Source organism: Chthoniobacter flavus Ellin428, assembly GCF_000173075.1.
Taxonomy (GTDB): Bacteria; Verrucomicrobiota; Verrucomicrobiia; order Chthoniobacterales; family Chthoniobacteraceae; genus Chthoniobacter; species Chthoniobacter flavus.
Window position 1 is genome coordinate 17981 of the sequence record NZ_ABVL01000033.1, and the last position, 18089, is coordinate 36069.

General features: G+C 61.1%; 13 protein-coding genes. 7 read left to right on the top strand and 6 right to left on the bottom strand.

Going from position 1 to position 18089, the window contains the following annotated elements; all coding sequences use genetic code 11:
- Positions 1-97: 97 nt before the first annotated feature.
- On the bottom strand, positions 98-2299 hold the full coding sequence (locus CFE428DRAFT_RS29390; RefSeq protein ID WP_006983360.1) for a tetratricopeptide repeat protein: 2202 nt from the start codon (positions 2297-2299) through the stop codon (positions 98-100).
- Between the two features lie 115 nt (positions 2300-2414).
- Entirely contained in the window at positions 2415-6242 is a 3828-nt protein-coding gene (locus CFE428DRAFT_RS29395) for a PVC-type heme-binding CxxCH protein (protein ID WP_006983361.1), read from the bottom strand.
- A 132-nt stretch (positions 6243-6374) separates the two neighbouring features.
- Here CFE428DRAFT_RS29395 and CFE428DRAFT_RS29400 point away from each other — a divergent pair, with 132 nt between their 5' ends.
- A complete protein-coding gene (locus tag CFE428DRAFT_RS29400; protein WP_006983362.1) occupies positions 6375-7742 on the top strand; it encodes a right-handed parallel beta-helix repeat-containing protein in 1368 nt (455 codons plus the stop codon).
- A 680-nt stretch (positions 7743-8422) separates the two neighbouring features.
- On the opposite strand, the gene CFE428DRAFT_RS29405 is transcribed toward CFE428DRAFT_RS29400, so the two are convergent.
- A complete protein-coding gene (locus CFE428DRAFT_RS29405; protein ID WP_157447681.1) occupies positions 8423-9070 on the bottom strand; it encodes a hypothetical protein in 648 nt (215 codons plus the stop codon).
- A gap of 631 nt (positions 9071-9701) precedes the next feature.
- Between CFE428DRAFT_RS29405 and CFE428DRAFT_RS29410 the strand changes: the two genes are divergently transcribed.
- Complete coding sequence (locus CFE428DRAFT_RS29410; protein ID WP_006983364.1) at positions 9702-10325, top strand: TetR/AcrR family transcriptional regulator; 624 nt, start codon at positions 9702-9704, stop codon at positions 10323-10325.
- A gap of 56 nt (positions 10326-10381) precedes the next feature.
- Positions 10382-11314, top strand: coding sequence for a haloalkane dehalogenase (locus CFE428DRAFT_RS29415; RefSeq protein ID WP_006983365.1), 933 nt, complete (start codon positions 10382-10384; stop codon positions 11312-11314).
- 121 nt (positions 11315-11435) lie between these two features.
- Here CFE428DRAFT_RS29415 and CFE428DRAFT_RS36395 read toward each other — a convergent pair whose 3' ends face one another.
- The gene (locus CFE428DRAFT_RS36395; RefSeq protein ID WP_006983366.1) at positions 11436-11624 is read right to left on the bottom strand and encodes a PEP-CTERM sorting domain-containing protein; all 189 of its coding nucleotides are present in this window, start codon (positions 11622-11624) and stop codon (positions 11436-11438) included.
- Between the two features lie 149 nt (positions 11625-11773).
- Here CFE428DRAFT_RS36395 and CFE428DRAFT_RS29420 point away from each other — a divergent pair, with 149 nt between their 5' ends.
- The 3 genes from CFE428DRAFT_RS29420 to CFE428DRAFT_RS29430 all read left to right on the top strand — a co-directional run bounded on the left by CFE428DRAFT_RS29420 (position 11774) and on the right by CFE428DRAFT_RS29430 (position 15799).
- A complete protein-coding gene (locus tag CFE428DRAFT_RS29420; protein WP_006983367.1) occupies positions 11774-12778 on the top strand; it encodes a DUF6807 domain-containing protein in 1005 nt (334 codons plus the stop codon).
- A gap of 477 nt (positions 12779-13255) precedes the next feature.
- On the top strand, positions 13256-14788 hold the full coding sequence (locus CFE428DRAFT_RS29425; protein WP_006983368.1) for a Gfo/Idh/MocA family oxidoreductase: 1533 nt from the start codon (positions 13256-13258) through the stop codon (positions 14786-14788).
- 138 nt (positions 14789-14926) lie between these two features.
- Complete coding sequence (locus CFE428DRAFT_RS29430) at positions 14927-15799, top strand: alpha/beta hydrolase (protein ID WP_006983369.1); 873 nt, start codon at positions 14927-14929, stop codon at positions 15797-15799.
- 547 nt (positions 15800-16346) lie between these two features.
- Here the strand turns inward: CFE428DRAFT_RS29430 and CFE428DRAFT_RS29435 are convergent.
- Entirely contained in the window at positions 16347-16658 is a 312-nt protein-coding gene (locus CFE428DRAFT_RS29435; protein ID WP_006983370.1) for a DUF6370 family protein, read from the bottom strand.
- 241 nt (positions 16659-16899) lie between these two features.
- Here CFE428DRAFT_RS29435 and CFE428DRAFT_RS37975 point away from each other — a divergent pair, with 241 nt between their 5' ends.
- Positions 16900-17076 (top strand): hypothetical protein, encoded by a 177-nt coding sequence (locus CFE428DRAFT_RS37975; protein ID WP_006983371.1) that lies wholly within the window; start codon positions 16900-16902, stop codon positions 17074-17076.
- A gap of 398 nt (positions 17077-17474) precedes the next feature.
- On the opposite strand, the gene CFE428DRAFT_RS37980 is transcribed toward CFE428DRAFT_RS37975, so the two are convergent.
- Positions 17475-18023, bottom strand: coding sequence for a hypothetical protein (locus CFE428DRAFT_RS37980; RefSeq protein ID WP_006983372.1), 549 nt, complete (start codon positions 18021-18023; stop codon positions 17475-17477).
- Positions 18024-18089 lie beyond the last annotated feature (66 nt).

The following is an 18089-nucleotide window of genomic DNA, read 5'->3' on the forward strand; positions in this document are numbered from 1 at the left end:
CTGATTGCGCTCTCCTACTTGCCCTTCAGCGTTTCGAGGAACGAGACGAGATGGACGAAGTCGGCGCGTTTGCAGTTCGCCGCGATGGCGCTCAGGTTCAGGCCTTCCAATCCGCACACCACTGCCGCCACATGGTCCGGTAACAATTCTCAATCTGCCGGGTAAAATGAGAGGCATCCATCAAGACGGACTTTTCCATACGTTGACGCAGGGTCGCCCGGAGTTCTTTGAGCCGGGGAATGTCGTTGGCCAGACCAGTGGCGATGTCCACGTATCGGTCTTTCGTCGATGCGACCAACTCCGGCAACCCAAGATTGCTCAATTGGCTCAGGCCGGCCCGCGAAACGGGTCGATCCCCGCACAGGCTCACGACGGGCACTCCCATCCAGAGCGCATCCAGGCTCGTGGAGTGACCGTTGTAGGGAAACGGATCGAGCGCAATGTCCAACCGGTGATAGAGCTCCAGGTATGGTTTGCGGGAGCGCGGGGCGACGAATTCGATGTGCGCCGGGTCCACTCCCTCGCCTTCGAGGAACTGGCGGGTGCGCTGCGTTTGACTGCCTTCGTGGCTGAGGAGGATCAGACGCGAGTTCTTCACCGCCTTGAGCCCACGAGCCCAGAGTTTCAGCAGCGGATCGTTCACTTTGCAAAAGTTGTTCAAACATCCAAAAGTGATCATCCCGGCGTTTTCCGCGGGCAACGCATTCGTCTGTACTCCCGCCCCACAAGGATCGTAACACCAAAAGCTATCGATCAAAAAAACTTGCTCCCGGGCAGTCGCTTTCACCATTCCTTCCGAATTTTCGAGGCCACCTTTCTCCAGCCATCGATCACTGATGCGATACGGGATCGCCGCCACGCCGCTCGTTTGCGGATAACCCGCGAAACTCACCTGCACGGGCGCAGGCTCGCGGGCAAAAGCCGGCAACCGGTTACCCGCCAAATGTTGGGTGAGGTCCACGAGGATATCGATTCGATCGCGGCGAATGGCATTGGCCAGCGCCTCGTCCGGAACATCTGCCGTCGCGTGCCACTCGTCTGCCTGGCGGCGAAACTCCGCTGTCAATTCGTCCGCAGTTTCGACTCCGGAATAGCAGACGACTTCAAAGCCTGCACGGTCGTGGCATTGCAGCAAGGGGAGCACGTTCCTGCCGATGACATGGTCTTTGAAATCAGACGATACGTACCCAATGCGCAGTCGTCGTGTCCCGGAGCGATCATTGGCGTGCGCTGGGACTTTCTGCTTCCACGAAGCAGCAAACCGTTCGTTCCAGCGCTCCTGTTCCCGGGTGATGATCCCGGTCTCCGAGGCGGGGTGAAATTCCAGGCTATAGACGAGGTTGCTGTGTGTTCCCGCATCCTCCGGCTGCAGTTGCAAGGCACGGCGAAACGCGTTCATTGCTTCGTCCAGGCGGCCTTGATCTTTGCAGGCATTACCGAGACTGACGATGGCCGCCGCATAGTCGCATTTGCTGGCGAGTGCCTGCTGGTAACTGGCGATGGCCTCGTCGAACTGCCCGCGGTCGCGGAAAGCGTTGCCGAGATTATGCCAGGCCTCCGATAAGTGCGGGTCCATTTCCAAGGCGCGACGAAAGGCCAGCATCGCTTCATCGAGCAATCCCTGGGCTCGAAGAGCATTGCCCAAGTTGTAGTGGGCGATCGCGCTGTCCGGCCGCAGTTGCAGCGCGTGGCGTAACACCGCCGTTGCCTCGGAGAATTCCCGTTGTTCGACGAGCGCGTTGCCGAGGTTGATCGCGACATCCGCGTCCCCGGGAACCAATCGCCAGGCCTGTCTATAGGCGGCTATTGCCCGGTCCAGCCGGCCGTGGTTTCGCAAGGTATTGGCCAGATTAAAACAAGCCGCGGGATAATTCGGACGGTAGCGAAGCGCCTGTTCATACGCGGCGATCGCTTCGTCGCGCCGGCTGCACTCGCCAAGCGCATTACCGAGATTGTAGTAAACCAACGCATCGCCAGGGTTCAGTTCGAGCGCCCGACGAAACTCCGCAATCGCCTCCTCGGTGCGCCCCTGCGCGTGGTAGGCATAGCCGAGATTGGAGTGGGCGACAGCATTGGCCGGGTCGAGAGCGATTGCTCTTCGAATGAGATCAATGGCTGTCTCCTGTTGTCCGACCTGATGGGCCACCACCCCGAGGAAGTGCAGCGCATTCGCGTGATTCGGCTCCACGGCAAGAATCTGCCGATAGAGCGTCTCGGCTTCCGCCAACCGCCCCGCCTGGTGAAGCTGAAGCGCCAGGGCGAAAGCTTCAGGGACAGTACGCAGTGGCGGCGAGGGCATCCGAAAAGTCGAACAGAACACCCCTCACGCAAAAATTGCAACCCGGCTAAAACCGCATTGGCAGCGTCGAGTCGTCACCAGAGAGGGTTCGTGAATTCCTGGCAACGCAGCGCCGCTATTTGCCCTTCAGCGTCTCGAGGAACGAGACGAGATTGACGAAGTCGTCGAGCTTGAGCGCCAGGGTGAGGCCTTGCGGCATGAGCGAGGTCTTCATGTCGGTGCGGTTCTTCACGTCGGCCTTCTTCACCACGTGTTTCACCGCGTCGGCGCCGACGATGGTCAATGAATCGTCGGTCTGGACGCGCAGCGCGCCGAAGAAGGTATCGCCGCCGGTGGTCTCGATCATCACCTGCTCGAAGCCGAGCGCGATGGTCTTCGACGGCTCGAGGATGGAGGTGATGAGATCGGCGCGCTTGTAGTTCGCCGCGATGGCGCTGAGGTCCGGGCCGACCTGACCACCCTGCCCTTTCACCGTATGGCAGGTGGCGCAGATGCCGGCGAGCGGGCCAGTCGGATCGCGGAACACCTTTTCGCCTTTCTTCGGATCGCCGGCATGCATCCACGAGCCATCCGGTTTCGTGGCCAGCGCATAAGCGCGCTGCTTCTCCTCGGGCGTGGGCTCCTTGGATTGCACATACTTCGTCCCATCGAAGCCCGGGAGGCGTGCCGCAAACTGCCACGTGCCGCTCACGTTGCCGATCTTCAGCAGCAACTGGTTCTTACCCGCCTTGAAGTGCAGATCGACCTGATCCTGGTCCGGCTCGAAGCCGCGGCTGCCCGAGCCGCTGTCGTGCACCTTCTTGCCATTGAGCCAGACCGCGAGTTGATCGTCGCTGCCCGCGAGCAGCTTGCCATCCGCTTCCTCCGGCGAATCGATTTCCGCATACGCATAGGCGCAGACCATGCCGTTCGTGTGGAAGACCTGGCCGAGGTCGACGAGGCCGGTGTCGCTGTTGCCGCTCACGTCGTTCCAGCCGACTTCCTTGCCTTCGGCGTTGGTGTATTTCTTCGCGAGGTCCGGCTGGCCGCTTTGCGCGAGCGCATCGGTCTCCGGCGGGTGCACGGCTTCCCACACGTTCTCAAAGGGGCCGATCATCTTCCACTTCACGAGCGTGCCGCTCTCGAAGAGACTGCGCAGCTCCGGCTCGTATTCCGGCGGCAGCTCGTTGGTCAGAAACTTCTGCTCAATGATCGGCCACGCCTTGTCGCGATACTTGCGCAAAGCCTTGGCCGCTTCCTGCCGGACGCGGATGTTCTTGTCGCCGAGCATGGTGATGAGCACCGGCATGACCTGCTCGCCACCGAGCGAGGCAATCGCCCCGACCGTTTCCTTGCGGTAGCGGTTCTTCTCCGCCAGCGCGATGAAGCGCGGCAGCACGACCGGGTCGTGCGCATTGCTCAGCGCCTCGATTCCCGCGATGACGATCTTGCTGTCCTTGTCGTCGAGCAAGGTGAGCAGCGCATCCACCGTGCCGGGAGCCCAGCTCTTGTGTCCGAGAGAATTGAGCGTCTTCGCCGCCGCGAGGCGGATCGCCGGATCGGAATCGCTCAACCGCGGCAGAATCGCCGGCGCCGCGTCCGTGGCCTTCATCTCGCCGGCCGCTTCGATGACCTTGCGCGTGGCGATGTGCGAGAGTTGGGCGCCGGCCAGTTTGACGATCGTCTTCTTCGCTTCGTCACCACCGATATTGGCGACGGCCGCGATGGCCGTGTCGCGGAAGTCCGCATCGGCTTTTTCATCGAGCGCGATCCGCGTAAACACATTCAACGCCTCGGGATCCTTTTGCACGCCGAGCGTTTCGATGAGCTGACGGCGCACTCCAGGATCCCCTTCCGTAGTCAGTCGCGCCCGCAGGGCCGGCAAGGCTTCCGGTCCGATTCCCTGGGCGAGTGCTTTCGCGGCCGCAAGAGCCACCGTCGGATCGGTGTCGTTCAACGCCGCCGTGAGTGCCTCGATGGCCTTCGACGTTCCGGCATAAGCCACCGTATTCAAAGGCGGCGGATTCTTCACCGGCTGCGTGCCCCACCATGAGCCGGGGTAAGCCGCCGGCAAATAGGAAATGCGGCCGAGCGCGGCGGCAGCGTGGGCACGCACCGCGGCATCTTCGTCGTGGACCAGCGGAGCGAGCACGGCGACGGCGTTCGGATCGTACGAGCTATCAAAGGCCAGCCACGCCTGCTCGCGGACCCGCGAGTCCTGCGTCTTGAGCAAGGGTGCGAGCTGCTGCCAGTCGGCGATCTTCATCAGTGACACGCGGGCGGCGAAGCGGATCCAGCGATCCTCTTCCGAGAGCGCGCCGATCAAGGCCGGCACCGCGCCGTGGGCACGCATCCGGCCGAGGCCAATCGCCGCCTGCAGGCGCACTTCCGGGTCGGTGTCCTTCAGTGCCTTGACGATCTCGTCCGTGGCCGGCGCGACATTGCGCATGGCCAGTTCCCGTACGGCCTGGGCGCGAATTTCCGGCGCCGAATCCGTCAGCACCTGCCGGATCAACCCGGTCACTTTGTCTCGCAGTTCCGGCGAGCCGTCGCCGATCAAATCCAGTGCCCACAACGCATGCGCTTTCTTCACCGCCGGCGCCTTGGCATCATGCAACACTTCGATGAGCGGCGGCACGACCGGCTCGCCTTGCTTCACGAGCGCGAACTCCGCGCGCAGCCGTTGGTCGCGATCCACATGGCCGAGTGCTTCGATGAGCTTCGGCACCGGCGCATTGTCCGCGATGCGCGGGGCCGGTCGGGCTTCGGGCCAGCTCAACCGCCAGACCGCGCCCAGCGTCTTCGGCGCCTTCCATCCGCCCCAACCCCAATCCGCGATGAGCACCGAGCCATCCGGCGCCACCGAGAGCTGCATCGGGCGGAAATCGCCGCCCTTGTCCGCGTTCACCAGCGACGTGTCCTTCGCCACCTTGTAAGTCGCGCCTTCGCGGGCCAGGTCAGTGGCATACACCGCCGCCTTGCCCCACTCGGAGAAGAACGGCACGTTGCGATATTTCTCCGGCAAGCCGTCGCTCATGTAGACGAGCCCGCCCGTCGGCGAACCACCACCGAAATCCGTCATCGCCGGAAGGAAACGCTCATTCGGCGACAGCGCCGTGGCGGTGAATTGCGGCTTCTGCGGACCGGGCGCCATCAAGCCATTGGTCGTGTCTTCCTTGAAATAAAACGGGTAGCCGTAATAGCCGCCCTCGATGTGATGCGTCACGCGTGTCCACCAGCCGTTGCCGTCATCCGTGTTGTCGCGGGTGAAGGCGCGATCGAACGCGTCGAGATCGACCTCGAGGTGATTGCGCGTGCCGCCCGAGAAAATCTCCAGCTGCGAACCATCCGGCCGGCAACGCACGATGCCACCGCCCTGCAGCGTCACCATCGAGCCGTCCTTGTTGCTCTTCGCTTCGAAGATGCCGCGGTCGCCCACGCTGATGTAAAACCAGCCATCCATGCCGAGGGTGAAGCCGCTCACCACGTGATCGTTCAGCCCCGCGTTCGGCTTGATGCCGAGATTGGTGATGAGATCCTCGCGCACATCGGCCACGCCGTCGCCATCGGTGTCCTTGAACCGCGACATCAGCGGATCATGAATGACATAGAGCCAGCCGTCGTACCACAGGCTGCCCGCCGGTGAGTAAAGCTTGTCGGCGAAAACCGTCCGCTTGCGTTCCATCGTGCCGCTGGAGAAGCGCACGATCTGGCAGACGGGTTGATCGGTATTCAGCCTTTCGTCGCGCACGTCGTTGCCGACGTAGACCGATCCATCCGGCGCCGCGCACACCGTGGTGCACGCCTCCACCTCGGGCACGGTGGCAAAGAGATCCACCCGCAACGTCGGATCGGAGACGAGCAAAGGCTTCGGTACCACGGGCGCGGGCGTCTGGGCCGCCAGCGGCAACAGCGCGGAACCGAGCAGCAGGACGATGGAAGTGCGGAGAGGAGGAATGCTCATGAGAGGGATGACTACTTTCGAAAGATGCAAGCGCAGCGTCAATCCCGCCGGAGGGCCGATTCTTAACAAGAAACCGCCCTTTACTGAGTTGGAGACGTTGACCCTTCTCCGTAAGTCCACCCCATCGAAGCCATGCCGCGTCCCTCCTTGATTCTCATTCTCACCGTGCTGCTCGCCGGCGCCACGATCACTTTCGCGCAATCGCCGAGCGTGGCGGAGTACGAATCCATCCAGGCCGCAGTGGATGCGAACCCCGGAAAGATGGTCTTCGTTCCCGCGGGCGACTACCCGATTTCGCGGCACATCGAGATCAGCGCAAGCGACAGCGGTCTTTATGGCTCGGGGCGCATCATCCAGACCAATCCTGCGCAGCCCATTCTGCGTGTGGAAAAAGCCCGCGGCGTCCGGATCCGCGACCTCACGCTGACGCGTCCCGAGGGGCAGATGGACACCACGCAGGAAGGCATCTATGTGCGGCAATGCAGCGAGACGACCATCGAGGACGTGCGGGTCATCGACAATCGCACCATCGCCTCCGGCATCGCCATTCGCGAAAGCAGCGGCACACAGGTGCGCGGCTGCCTGGTGGAAAACTACATGCGAGTGAACATCGACGACCGCACCGCTTCACCGCTCTACGGCTACGCTTTCCGTTGCCTCGATGGCACCGGCATCAATGTCGAATACAGCGAAGGCACGCTCATTCAAAATTGCCGTGTGGTGGAAAACCATCTGCACCCCACGCCCGGGAACAAAGAGAAATACGGCCTTGGCCAGTTCACGAAAAAGAATCCCGAGAAGGGCAGGCTCATGAGCCAGCAAGTGTGGGACGCCGGCTACACGAACAACTGGCAGCAGGGATCCGGCATCGTCATCAACAGCCCGCGCATCACCACGCGCACCCAATTGCTCGGCAACCAGATCGAGAACGCCGCGCAAGGCATGGACCTGCATTGCGACCAGATCATCGTGGCGAATAACCTCGTCTCGAATTCCTTCGTCGGCATGAAGGCGATGCATGGCGCGCGCAATGTGCTCATCACCGGGAATCAATTCGTCCGCAACGATCTCTGGGCCATCGGCCTCATGCCCGGCACCGCTTCCGGCGCGGCGCAACCGGCGCATGACAACGTGCCGGCGCAAAGCCCGAACAACGACGGTGGCTCGATCATCGCCAATAACATCATCACCGATTTCGGCTACGGCGATGCCGCGTGGAATTGGCAAAACGGGGGCACGATTGCGCCCATCCGTTTCACCCACGCGCCGCTGGCGGAAAATCCTGCGCTCAGCGACGTCATCATCCAGGGCAATATCGTTTACGACACCGGGCGCGACCAACCGCTCGTCGATGGCGTCCCCAAACGCGAACCCCCGCGCTATAAATACGCCGTCCTCATCGAGAGCGGCGAGCCCAACCCGCCGCACGATCTGCATTTCCTCGGAAATATCTTCCATCCCGGCACCGCCGGGGTGTGCAACACCGACCTGCCGCAGTAGAAGTCGCCCTTCCCGTCTTTTGGAGGGAGTGAGGGTAAAATATCGGCAAAGCGCGGCCGCGGGATTCCGGAGAGCGCACCCGTCCCCAAACATAAGCGCCCGGACCGAGCGGAGCGCCTGGAGTGCAATGGAGGCGCGGCCGGGGACTTCCGGGGAGCGCACCCGTCTCGGGTGCTGGTTTCGGCGTCTCGCCGAAACGAACTTTCCCACGATAGGGCAAAAGAGAAGAGCGGAAGTTCTAAAAGTTCGCGAAGGCGAGGACGCCTTCGCCAGCACCCGGGACGGGTGCGCTCCCCGGAGTCCCACAGCCGCGCGTTATCTAAACTCATCCTCGAGCGCGAAAATTGGGGAACGCGCAGGAGCGCATCCCTCCGTCTCTCTGCCAGCGCGAATTCCAAAAAAATTTCCAAAGCGCGGAGAAACTTTTCGTCCAACTCAACCCCTCAACACTTCTTCTCTGCATCTCGGCGTCCTCTGCGTTTAAATGGGTAGGCCTTTGGTTGCGGCTTCGCCGCGCGACGCGTCCGTAATTTCCTCGGAGGCAGCGCGGGGCAGTCACTTCACCGCATGTTTCCTCGGCGCCGCGCGGCTGATCTCCTCGCGCAATTCCCTCAAGCCGGGAGGTCATCTTCACCAGACGCTCCGCCACGGCGAACTCTTCCTCCGCGAGCGGCGCACTCTCAGAACACGCCCCGATGAAATTTCACCTGCTCCTCCACGTCCGAGGGAACAACGGCGTGGAGATGATCGTATTGGCCCGGGTTCAAGTGCCGCTTGGCGAATCGCTCCACGTCCTCAAACCACAACTCCGATTCCTCCACCATCGTGGTCTCCGCCGAATCCAGCAGGATCTCGCCCTCGGCGATCAATTGATCGATTTCCTCGCGCAGTTCCAGCGGTTTCAAAGGGCGCTCGTCCATCCTCGACTTCAAGGTGTCGAGCTCTGCGACCAGGAGTTGCATGGACTGTTTTTCCTTCTCCAGCGTCGCGGCAAATTTGTGGCGTTCGGAATCGAGCTGCTGTTGTTTGAGGGCACACAATTTTCGCGGTGTGAGATAGAGCAAATGCATGGCGAAGACCGCGGCATCCGCGATCGCCACCGCGATCAATCCCGAGAAGAACGGCACCAAAAATTCCGCTTCGCTTCCGCGCACCATCCAGATGAAAAACGCCGCGACAAAAAAGATCACGCCGCCCCAGGTGGCGACCTCCTTTTTTCGCCGCATGATCCAGTTCCAGGAATCGTGACGCGCCACGCGATACAGGTGCGAGGAATACTCCACGCGCATAGCGGGCACCTTCGCTCGGAGCGTTGGTTGATCCAGCATGGGTTAGCATACGCGGCCCGGTCGCGTCGTCGAGTCGACTTTGCGCGCATTTTGGGAACACGCGACACCCCCCCGACGCCTCGCTTCGATCGCAAAACGGTGAATGCCGATCGTCAGACGGCATGGCCTAAACCCTCCGCCCCAGCGCGGCCGAGCCGCAACCAAAGAAATTTTTAAACGCAGAGGCCGCAGATTCGAAGCTTGGTGAGAAGTCCGCGGTGCCGTGGGGACAACCGCAGAGAAGAAGTGGAGAGGGGCTGGTGGAATAAAAAACCGCGAATGGACGCCAATGGGCGCGAATGGACACTGCATTCATCTTCCTCCTCTATTCGCGTTTATTCGCGTCCATTCGCGGTTAAAAAATCCACGCAGACTGCAGACATTTTTAGGGTTAGCACTGCACTGCAAGGTGCCCCTTTTGGGAAACCGGACTGGGATCCACTCCACGCCTGCACGCCGAACGAGGAAAATACTCGCTGGGGCAACAACGCTGCCGCCCCCTCGTTGGCCAGCGGGGGCTCTCAACTTTTAACTCTCAACCCTCAACTCGTCCCTCTTCTCCTCCCATGCATTTGCTCGATGCAATCTTCCGCATTGACACAATACGTACGAACGTATTAGTTAATGCGCCATGCCTAAAGAATCTCTGCGCGAAAAGCTCCTCGATGCCGGTTTTCGAGTCATGTACGGCAAGGGGTATCTTGGCGCCGGCATCCGCGATATTGCGGCCGAGGCCAACGCGCCCCTCGGCTCGTTTACCAATCATTTCCGTTCGAAGGAGGATTTTGCCGTCGAGGTGCTGGAGCGCTTTTTCGCGGAGACGAAAAAGGTGGTGGAGCAGGCACTCCAGGATACCAGCCTGTCCCCCTGCGCGCGGCTGCGGCGCTATCTCGACCTCATCACCAACCGACTGGAAAGCCGGGGCTTCACGTGCGGCTGCATGATCGGCGACTTCAGCCTGGAATCCGCGCCGCATAGCGAAAAACTGCGGGCCCGGCTGGCCGGGATTTTTGCCGAATGGCGCGCTCCGTTTGCGGCGTGCATCGCGGAGGCTCAGGCGACGGGAGAGATCGGCTCCGCTTTCGAGCCGGAGGATCTTGCGGAGTTTCTGCTCGCTTCGTGGGAGGGCGCGATCCTGCGGATGAAAGTGGAGCGCAATGCGGCCCCGCTGGAGCGTTTCAAGGCCATCGCTTTTGCCACTGTTTTTCAACCGCCCGCGACCTCCCACCGCCCCACGCGTAACCGAGTTCAATGAATCCGGTTACAGCACCTTCCTCTTCCACCGCCTGTCCTCATCACACCTCCATCGCCATGAAAACCAGCACCGACATTAGTCTGCCCAAACGCCGTGTCCTCGATTCCGAGATGGCGTATCGCGAAATCGTTCATCCCGATCCGCAAGCGCCGGTCGCGCTTTTTCTCCACGGGAATCCCACTTCGTCGTATATTTGGAGGCACATCCTGCCCCTCGTCTCGCCGGTGGCGCATTGCATCGCACCGGATCTCATCGGCTTCGGTCAATCGGGCAAGCCGGACCTGGAATATCGCCTGCGCGATCACGTCGCCTATCTTGATGCCTTCATCGCAGCGTCCGGTGTGGAGTCGGCGTATCTCGTGGCGCAGGATTGGGGGACGGCGCTGGCCTTTCATCTCGCCGCCCGCCGGCCGGATTTCATTCGCGGCATCGCGTTCATGGAGTTCATCCACCCCGTGCCGACGTGGGATGATTTCCACCCCTCGCCGCAGGTGCGGGAAATGTTCAAGGCGTTCCGCACGCCTGGGGTCGGCGAACAAATGATCCTGGAGCAAAACGTCTTCGTCGAGCAGGCGCTCCCGGCCTCGATGGTGCGCAAGCTGAGCGAGGACGAGATGGCCGTCTACCGCGCCCCCTTCCCCACCCCGCAATCGCGCCGCCCGGTCTGGAAGTTTCCCAATCAGATTCCCATCGCCGGCGAGCCCGCCGACGTATGGTCGATGCTCGAGCAAGCCTACGCCGCGCTCGATGCGTCGACTTATCCCAAGCTGCTCTTTGTCGGTGATCCCGGTGCACTCGTCTCTCCGGCCTACGCCGAAAAGACCGTGGGCCGATTGCAGAATTGCCGGCTGATCCGACTGGGTTCCGGGCATCATTATTTGCAGGAGGATCATCCGGAAACGATCGGGCGCACCGTCGCCGCATGGGTGGCGCAAATCGAGGGCGGAACGGAGCCATCCCGCCATGCCGAGGCGGCGTCCTGCGCGTAAGGAGACCGGCTCGAATCGGAGGACAGAATTACGGAGGAACGCGCTCTGGTGCGCTCCGTGGTCTTCTGCCGATCGCGATCGCCCGAAAAGTGGGATGCGCAGGAGCGCATCCCTCCGTTGATCAGCGCCGCCGCTGGCGACGGCGGAAACCGAGGACGGCGATACCGCCTAAAAGCGCCGACAGGCTGCCGGGCTCCGGCACGATCTGGACCTGCATCGCGTACCCATCCACCGGGCCGCTGCCGAAGTCGGCGGTTTCCGGAACGGTGCTAATGGCGATGTCGCTACACGCCAGCGCTAACGGCGACATCCCGTCTTATGCCCGTTCGTGCTCTATCGTTCCTACCGTTTGGGGGGCGTTTTCCGCCTTGTCACGCTTCGCAGTTCCCGCCAAACAAACTCCGCTGACACAGGTTGTCCGCTCACACCCCACGACTTCCCCCGCCCTCCCCGCTCCCCATGATTCGCCCCCTTCGTTGGTCCCTCACCACTCTCTGTGTCGTCTCGCTCACTCCACTCGCTTTCGCCGGGGTGGAACTCAAACAGGAGGCGGACAAAGTGACGGTGCAGATCGATGGCAAGCTCTTCACCGAATACCACTTTTCGGGGGCGCGCCGTCCTTACATGTATCCGATCATCGGACCGACCGGTGGCGCGATGACGCGCCACTGGCCATTGCAGGACGACATGCCCGGCGAAGACCACGATCACCCGCACCACAAGGGCCTGTGGTGGGGGCATCGCAATGTCAATGGCATCGGCTTTTGGGAAGACTCCCTGCCCAAAAATGAACCGAACGCCAGGCTCGGCCAGATCGTGCACGATTCCTTTGGCGACTTGAAGAATGGCGAAAGCGAAGCCGTGCTCCACGACAAGAACAAGTGGATCATCGACGGCACGGGCGAGCAGCTCTGCAGCGACGAACGGACGATCACTTTTCACAAGGGCACGGATGGCCCGATGATCGATTTCGACATCACCATCAAGGCCGGGGAAAAGGAACTCGTCTTTGGTGATGACAAGGACGGCTCGATGGCCATCCGCGTGCCGGAATCGATGCGCGTGGACAAGCCCAAGGCCAAGGGCGAGAAGACCGCGCCGAAGGGCGACGGCCACATCGTCACCAGCGAAGGCAAGAAGGACGCCGAGGCGTGGGGCACGCGCGCCAACTGGTGCGACTACTGGGGGCCGGTGGAAGGCAAGACCGCCGGCATCGCGATGTTCGACAATCCGCAAAACCCGCGGCATCCCACCTGGTGGCACGTGCGCACCTACGGCCTCTTCGCGGCCAATCCCTTTGGCAAAGCGCAATTTGAAAAGCTGGACGACAAACATGCGGGCGATTTCAAAGTCGCCCCGGGCCAGAGCGTGACCTTCCGCTATCGCTTCTACTTCCACGCCGGCGATACCGACCAAGCCAAGGTCGCGCAGCATTGGGAGGAGTACGCTGGCAAGGCGAAATGAGGAAATTCGGAATGCGGAGGGCGGAATGCGGAATTCGGAATCCCTGCGAAACTTGCTTCCGCTTTTGCGGTTAGCTTGACGCATCCCCCACGATTTTCCGGCCAATAAAAGCCTCAGCTCCTCACTCCTCTATTTCGCCACCCCCATCACGCCCCGCACTCCGCACTCCGCACTCCGCACTCCGCACTCCGCACTCCGCACTCCGCACTCCGCACTCCGCACTCCGCACTCCGCACTCCGCACTCCGCACTCCGCACTCCGCACTCCGCACTCCGCACTCCGCACTCCGCACTCCGCACTCCGCACTCCGCACTCCGCACTCCGCACTCCGCACTCCGCACTCCGCACTCCGCACTCCGCACTCCGCACTCCGCACTCCGCACTCCGCACTCCGCACTCCGCACTCCGCACTCCGCATTCCGCACTCCGCATTCCGCATTCCGCATTCCGCATTTTAAATAACCCACCCCACTCCCCATGATGCATAAAACCAATCGTCGTACATTCCTGAAACAATCCGCGCTCGCTGGCGCGGCGCTTTCCCTGCCCGCCTACATTCGCGCTGCGTCCGAGGGCGCGAATAGCGATATCCGCATCGCCGTCGTCGGCTTCAATGGCCGCGGGCAATCGCACATCAAGGCTTACTCGAATCTCAAAGGCGTGCGCATCGTCGCGCTCTGCGATGTGGACAGCAACGTGCTCGACAAGGGCGTGGCCCAGCTCGCCAAGGCGAACAACCAAGTCAAGCCGTTCAAGGATATCCGCAAGCTGCTCGATTCCGGTGAAGTCGACGCCATCTCCATCGCCACGCCGAACCACTGGCACTCGCTCGCCGGCATCTGGGGCATTCAGGCCGGCAAAGACGTGTATGTGGAAAAACCCGTCTCGCACAATGTGTGGGAAGGCCGCCAGCTCGTGAAAGCCGCGGACAAGTATCAGCGCATCGTGCAGATGGGCGTGCAGAGCCGTTCCGCCGCGGGCATCGCCAATGTGCTCGAGTGGCTGAAGAGCGAACCGCTCGGCAAGCTGCAGTATGTGCGCGGCCTGTGCTACAAGCGCCGCCCGAGCATCGGTCTCGTCACCGCCGATCAACCGGTGCCGGAGACGATCGATTACGATATCTGGTCCGGTCCCGCGCCGCTCGTGCCGCCGCATCGCAAGAAGATCCACTACGATTGGCACTGGATCTGGAATTACGGCAACGGCGACCTCGGCAACCAGGGCATCCATCAAATGGACATCGCCCGCCGCTTCACCGGTGAGGCTGCGCTCTCGCCCAAGATCGTCTCCGTCGGCGGACGTCTCGGCTACAAGGACGACGGCGAGACGCCGAACTCCATGTTCGTCTTCCACGATTACGAAAAGGCTCCGCTCATTTTCGAAGTGCGCGGCCTGCCCGAGAAGACCGACGCGAAGGAAATGGACAAGTATCGCGGCGCCAGCATCGGCGTGATCGCGCAGTACGAGAACGGTTACGTGGTGGTGCCCGATTACAACAACGCCGCGGTCTTCGACAACAAGGACCAGCTCATCCGCAAGTACGGCAACCCGCCCGGCGTAAAAGGCATGACCGAATCGAACCCGATCTCCGAGAGCGAGAAGGCGAAGATCGCCACCAGCAAATTCTCCGAGAAAGAAGAGAGTCACTTCGGCAACTTCATCGCCTGCGTGAAGAGCCGCAAAGCGGCCGACCTCAACGCCAAGATCATCGACGGCCACATCTCCAGCGCCCTCTGCCACACCGCGAATATCTCTTATCGCCTCGGCAAGACGGCGTCGCCGGATGAATTGCGCGAAAAATTCAAGGGCAACAAGGAAGCGCTCGATTCGCTGGAGCGGCTGGCCACGCATCTCAAGGCCAACGACGTCGACATCAACGTCGACAAGCTCACCCTCGGCGAATTCCTAAAGATGGATCCGAAGACGGAGCGATTCATCGACAACGCCGCGGCGGACAAGATGCTGACCCGCGAGTATCGCAAGCCGTACGTGGTGCCGGAGAACGTGTAAGCGTTCCGCACAAAAGAGGTCCGCTTCTTAATCTTACTCTTAATCATAATCTTAATCCCGGTGCGGCGTTCTGCCGGGGATTAAGAATAAGATTACGATTAAGATTAAGAGCGGACCACTCGCCTCCACCCCTCTCCCATGCGCCTCCCGCTCTTCCTCCTCGCCCTCGCCACCGCCCTTTCGCTCCACGCCGAACCGCTCGCGCCCATTCCGCTCTGGCCGAATGCGGCCCCGGGCGCACTGGGCGACAAGGATGACGACATACCGACGCTCACCGCCTTCCTCCCCTCCCCGGACAAGGCGACCGGCGCGGCGATCGTCATCTGCCCTGGCGGCGGCTACGGCGGTCTCGCGCCGCATGAGGGCAAGGGCTACGCCGAGTGGCTGGCGGAAAATGGCATCGCCGGGCTCGTCTTGAAATATCGCCTCGGCTCGCACGGGTATCGCCATCCGGCGATGCTCAACGACGCCGCGCGCGCCGTGCGCCTCGCGCGTTCCAAGGCGGGCGAATGGCACATCGACGTCAAGCGCGTGGGCATCATGGGCTCGAGCGCCGGCGGCCACCTCGCCTCCACCCTGCTCACCCACTTCGACGCCGGCAAAACGGATGACGCCGATCCCATCGAGCGCTTCAGTTCGCGGCCGGACATCGGCATCCTCTGCTACCCGGTCATCACCATGGGACCGTTCACCCACGGCGGCTCGAAAAAGAATCTGCTCGGCGACAACCCGCCGCAGGAACTCGTCGACCTGCTTTCCAACGAGAAACACGTCACCAAGGACACACCGCCGACGTTCCTCTTCCACACTTACGAAGACAACGCGGTGAAAGTCGAAAACTCGCTGATGTTCGCCAAGGCCCTGCACGATGCCGGCGTCCCCTTCGATCTGCACATCTACCAAAAAGGCGCCCACGGCATGGGTCTCGGCGGCGGCCACGCCGGCGGCCCGCACCACCCGTGGGTCGCGGATTGCCTCTACTGGCTGAAAGTCCAGGGCTTCGCGAAGTAACGAAATCCCAGAGAACCATCACCGGCCTGCCGCTCCCGCGGAGACCACTTAAACCGCCCTCCTCGCGGTCATCGGGGGAAAGCGGTTTATTTATTTCACAGTCTCCAAGACTAAGCATCACCCACATCTCAAAAAGACTGCGGATGGGGCCCGCGAATCACGCAGATAACGCGAATGAGGAGGATTTTATTCGCGTGATTTGCGTGATTCGCAGGCACTTCTTCTCTCCGCGGGACCTCCAAAAAAGATGTGGGTAATGGTTAGGTCTCCAAGAAGGTGTACCGAGATTCAATCTGAGCGGAGAAAGGACCACGGATTGCGGGCATGGATTACAGAAATCCGCGTCGGCTCGTCTCATCCGTGAACCGAGCGGAGCGAGATAGCCGACCGAAGGTCGCCCGAAGGGCAGCGCCGGAGGGCGCTGGCAAATCCGCGTAATCCGTGGTCGAAAACTCCTTTTGTCCGACTTTCGGTACACGCTCTAAAACAAAAGGGCGTCCGGAAGACCGGACGCCCTTTGTGTGAGTCTTTAAAGACGAAAACTAGCTTACTTGATCGCGTAGCTGGTGATCGTGATGGTCTTCTTGCCATCCTTCTCGGAAACCGTGCCTTCGACCGTGGCTTCCTTGCCGCCCTTGCAGATTTCCTTGTGGAGAGCCTTGGCCTTGTCGTTCGGCTCGGAGAGGTAGGTTACTTCCTTGCCGTCGGCGCCTTTCACGACCACAGCGGCCTGGCACTTGTCGGCGATCCCGAGATCGCATTTGGCGCAGGTGGCTTTGCCTTCGAGTTTGGTGTCAGCCGCGAAGACCACGGAAGTGGCCGCGACGAGAATTGTGCTGAGGAGTGCGAGTTTTTTCATTTGGATGGTGTGGGATGAACGACACCCCATAACGCGGGGTGCTTAGGGAATACGATACAGCATAGGCGGGCGGTCTTAGGAAAGAAACGCGAAAACCACAGTCGCCTCACTTACGCGATAGCGTAGGATTCCGCTACAGGGATGAGGGTTTCTACGGAAGGATTAACAATCGCCGGTCAGCAGCACCTTCCTGAACCAGGGCGCAGCGGGTCCGAACCTGCCAAACTTCGGCACGTTCAACGTGGGCGGCCAGGAATTCGCGATCAGCTACCAGGCAAGCTTCTCCGGCGGAACATTCGAGGGCGGCAACGACGTGGCCATCATGGCCATTCCAGAACCGAACTCGCTCTCGATGCTCGCAGGCAGTCTCGGCGTGGCCCTCGGCCTCCAGCGCATCCGCCGCCGGCGGAGCTCATAGAAGACCATCCGTAAGAGACGGTAAAATAAATAGCCGCTTCCCCCCCGCGTGTCATTCTGAGCGGAGCGCTCCGGTGGTAAGGTGGCGGGGCGCGGAGTCGAAGAACCCCGTCGCTTCCACCAGCGATTGTTTCTGGTAAAGCGACGGGGTTCTTCGACTCCGTTCCAGTCGTTCCACTCCTTCCACTCCGCTCAGAATGACACGCAGGGAGGGGACGCGAGTTATTTCACAGCCAATCTAAAGATTGGCCGCCAGACTCAGCCACTGACGCAGGACTCCATTGCGTCCTGTTTCAAGAGCAGCGTCCCAGTCCATCTAGGGCGCTTTTCTTTTTAGCTCATGCCGCTGACCCACTCGAATCACCCTCGGCGGGTTTTTCCGCAGAAGGGTTGTTGGCCTTATCTAGTTTGCGAAGTCGCTTTTCCTCCTTTTTGGATTTCTTTTCCATGTCCCTTTTGCGCTTTTCGAACTGGTAATTTGGTTTTGGCATTTTTCGCTTTGGTTGTTGTTGTTTTGGAAGACTCCGCCTTCGAGACAATGGGAGGCCGACTCTGAATCCCTGAAGGACGTTCCGGGTTCACTTCGGTGGCGGATTTGATGAAGGCCTTCAACGCCGAGGTAATCCCAGTGTATTCCTTGCCGATCTTCTGAACAATCCCCGCCTGCACCATTTTTTGCAGCTTTTCGTAGGTCCGCAGTCGCAGCATTTCATCTCCCCCGCCCGCGGCATTTTGAGACCGAAGGGATGCGTGAACGATCAAAAAGAGCGGTTTAAACTCGTACGGCGCCTTTTGGCTTAGCACCTTGGCAATCTCCAGACCAATCCGGTCCGGACCCCGACGTGAGAAGGTGAAATGTGCTTTGATGGCCCCAGAGTAGCCCGGGTTGTGGAAAAGTCGAGTCCCGGCGTGCGTTGCTCCAACCGGCACATTCCCTCGGTGCTTCATGAATGGAGAGCGCCAAAGATTCGCGCGGCTTCTTCGCGTTTGCCCAGCTGGGAGCTCACCTCCATC